Here is a 3531-nt window from a genome sequence, read left to right as displayed (position 1 = left end):
CCGCCAGACTTGTGCTTCAACTATCGGAAATTGGTCGAGCAGGAATTTGGCATCGCCAAAGCGACCCAACCCGACTACAAGATCTGCATCGTCGGCGCTGGCGTCACCGGTTTAACTGCTGCGCGTGAGTTGCTTCGCTGCGGGTTCACTAACGTCACCTTACTGGAACAGTCCCATCGCATTGGTGGGCGCCATCTATCGGTGCTCAACTTAGGCCAATCACCCCTGCTGGGGCAGACACCTTTTGAGATGGGTGCCATGCGCATGCCACTTTTCAATCAGGTCGGTGAATCGCCTTTAGACGGCCAATCCCTGCTGGCCTACTACTGCAAACTCTTTGAACTGCGGCTATCCGATTTCCCCAACCCAGGCACACCGCATGTGCGCAGCACCGGTATTTACCTGCGTGAAGGGTTGCTTGAGGGGCAGCCTGAGCCGCAAATGCTGATCTGGAAAAACCCTCAAGGCCACACACCGCCCCCCACAGAACAATTGCAGCAGGTGTATGCCAAATGGCGCCAATTCGCTGATCAGATGACCCGACAAGTCGCGCAGAGCTATGGCACACCGCAGTGGGAATCCCTGTGGTCCGCCATCGTCACTCGCTACCAGAAGCTGTCCTTTCGTGATTTGGTGACACTGGCAAGTATTGCGTGGAAGCCATCGACTCCCGGCGATTTCGGCGGGCTCGGCATGACCCCGGAAGAGTCCACCCTTTTCTATTCAATCGGTATCGGCGATGGCAGTTGGGGCGCGTTTTATGACGTGTGCTGCCTCTACCCTTTACGCACGGCGATCTTTGGTTTCAGCAGTCAACTGCAGCTGGTGCATGGGCGTGTTGGCGTTAATGGCAACCCCGCGCCGTCACCGTATTTGGGGGAAACCACTCTCAAAGACTGCAGTGACTTGGCGTTCGAAGCGCCGCGTTACCTCGGCCTGGCGGCGCTGGATGAGTGTCTGCTGTTTATGGAAACCAACGTCAACGGCCAGTCCTTTTATGATCACAGCCGGCAACGCGGCGCAGGTTTTCTCACCGACAGCTCGGTGACACGACTGACCAAGCTGGAAAACGGCCAAATCCGTGTGACTTACGACTGGCGCGCCAGCAGTGCCACCGGCAAAACCGAACGCCATGAAGACTTCGACGCCGTGATCATGACGCTGCCGTCCTGGATCATCGAAACCCATATTCAACTGGAGAACTTCAATCAGGCCATGCTGCCGTACACCGTCACCAACGCTTACAAAACCGCTCACTGGGAAACCAGCTGCAAGGTCTACGCGCCGTTGAAAAAGAGCTTTCTGTCGAAAAACAAAAAGATCCCGCAGATCATGGTCACCGACAGTTTTATCCACGATGTGTACACCTACCGCTACCACGACACCTATCCCTATGACTGCATTTTGCTCAGTTACACCTGGGAGGATGACGCCACCAAACTGGCCGCCTTTGACGATCAAACGCTGATCAAGAAATGCATCACGGAACTGGACCGTATCTTGTTGCGCAGCGCCAATATCAAAACGCCGATATCGCCTTACATCGACACAAAAAACGCCGTCGTTCAACGCTGGATGACTGACAAGAACGCGCTGGGCTGCGCAAAGCTGTATCGCGCAGGCACTTATTACGACGCGGTCAGCTTGATGCAGTACAACCGCGACTACAGCCCTGTTTCCGGGCTGTATCTGGCGGGAGAATCCTTCTCGGTGGATGCCGGCTGGACCGAACCTTGCCTGCGTGGCGCCGTCGATGCGGTGATCAACCTCTGCCACACCACCCAAGCAGCCTTCAATGGAGGGTTTAGCCTGGACGATTACCCACGCTATCAGGGGCAATCGCCAATACAGCAACGGCCTACGTTTTAAACGGAAACAACCTACTGACGCACAAGCAAAAAAGACTTCCTATTAAACGCCCACCCCTACAGGTGGGCTCATAACAATAAAAAGAGGTCTAAAACATGAACGACTCTACAAGTCCCGTACGCGTCGCCGTTGTGCAATTCGATCCGCAAGTTGGCACACAAAACCGCCCCACCAACCTGGAGACCAGCCTCAGCCTTGCGCTGCAAGCGGTGAACAATGGCGCCAACCTGATAGTGCTACCCGAGTTGGCCAACACCGGGTATTTATTCAACAGTCGCCAGGATGCGTATCTCCATTCCGAATCCGTTCCAGACGGCCCCAGCATCCAGGCCTGGATGGATTTTGCACAGTTTCACCAGGTGTATCTGGTGGCCGGTCTGGCTGAACGTGACGGCATGCAACTGTTCGATACGGCTGTGCTGCTGGGGCCAGAGGGCCTGATCGGTAAGTACCGCAAGGCCCACCTGTGGAACAAGGAAAAGCTTTGGTTCACTCCCGGCAACCTCGGTTTCCCAGTGTTCGAAACACCCATCGGCCGCATTGGCTTGCTGATCTGCTGGGACATCTGGTTCCCCGAAGTGCCACGCATATTGACCCAGCAAGGCGCCGATATTATTTGCAGCCTGAACAACTGGGTGTGGACGCCGCCGCCGTTGTTCGACGAAGCCGGCAAATGCATGGCCTCGTACTTGACCATGACTGCCGCCCACGTCAACAACGTGTTTATTGCGGCCGCCAACCGCATCGGTGAAGAACAGGACGCGCGTTACCTCGGCTGCTCGTTGATTGCCGGCACCAATGGCTGGCCTATCGGCAAGGTCGCCTCACCCAACGAGCAAGCGATTATTTACGCGGACATCGACCTCTCCAGCGCCCGCAGCGCACCGATCTGGAACAGCCTGAACGACCTGCAGCGCGATCGTCGGGCGGACCTCTATGACAGCATGCTCGGCTATCGCCATCACCCGTGCCTGCCACGCTGACGGGGGTGGGAATATGGACGTCAAACCAACAAAAACGTCGTCTGACTCATCGGTTCGCCACCTTTTCATCCTGATCCTGGCCTCACTCACCCTGGTCGTGTCGCTCACGGGATTGTCAGTGGCTTACTCCACTTCGGCGCCAGTACTCTGGCCCAGTTACAACGACATGATGGCCAGCCTGCCCGCACCGACCGCGTGGTTGCGCTGGGTGGTCGGCGATATCAGTGAAGTGGCGTTTTACAAACACGAGTTTGCGTCAATCGGCTTGTTGCTCGGTGGCGCTTTCGGTTACTGGACCAGTCGTTATGCCCAAGGTTGGCAAGGTTTCGGCATCGCCTACGGCACGGGGCTTTGGCCTTGGTTGGTGACCAGCTCATTGCTGGGGCTGTTGTTGAGCAATGCACTCTGGGGCTGGACCCTGACGGCCGACGCTTGGCAACCGACGTTCGCCGCCTTTGTATCACTGCCGGCGGCCATGGTGCTGTTGTTTGGCGGGGGTTGGAAGGTCACGCTCAATGGTGCCCTGCTCGGCGCGCTCCTGGTGACGCCAAGCTGCCTGTTGATGGTCAACTTCTTATGCATCCCGTTGGGCTTGCCGGTGGTGATTGGCAATGTATTGGGCATGGCCCTAGGTAGCGTCGTGGCGTTTTTACTGTGTCGTGCAGTACCGGTGCTGGTT

General features: G+C 56.7%; 2 protein-coding genes and 1 pseudogene. All 3 read left to right on the top strand.

Features of this window, described 5'->3' with window-relative positions:
• Positions 1–1869 (top strand): flavin monoamine oxidase family protein (locus FEM54_RS27925; protein WP_240792814.1); only part of this gene is annotated, 1869 nt, incomplete at its 5' end.
• 95 nt (positions 1870–1964) lie between these two features.
• Positions 1965–2852 (top strand): nitrilase family protein, encoded by an 888-nt coding sequence (locus tag FEM54_RS27920; RefSeq protein ID WP_138453791.1) that lies wholly within the window; start codon positions 1965–1967, stop codon positions 2850–2852.
• A 166-nt stretch (positions 2853–3018) separates the two neighbouring features.
• Positions 3019–3531 (top strand): annotated as a pseudogene (locus FEM54_RS27915) (hypothetical protein); the annotation flags it as partial.

The sequence above is a fragment of the Pseudomonas edaphica genome, assembly GCF_005863185.1.
Classification (GTDB): Bacteria; Pseudomonadota; Gammaproteobacteria; order Pseudomonadales; family Pseudomonadaceae; genus Aquipseudomonas; species Aquipseudomonas edaphica.
The sequence above is the reverse complement of the archived record's forward strand: the minus strand, read 5'-3'. Positions and strand labels throughout refer to the sequence as shown.

What these genes read in the sequence shown, in the direction of transcription:
- FEM54_RS27920 (WP_138453791.1), top strand. Translation starts at nt 1,965, where the DNA reads ATGAACGACTCTACAAGTCCCGTACGCGTCGCCGTTGTGCAATTCGAT.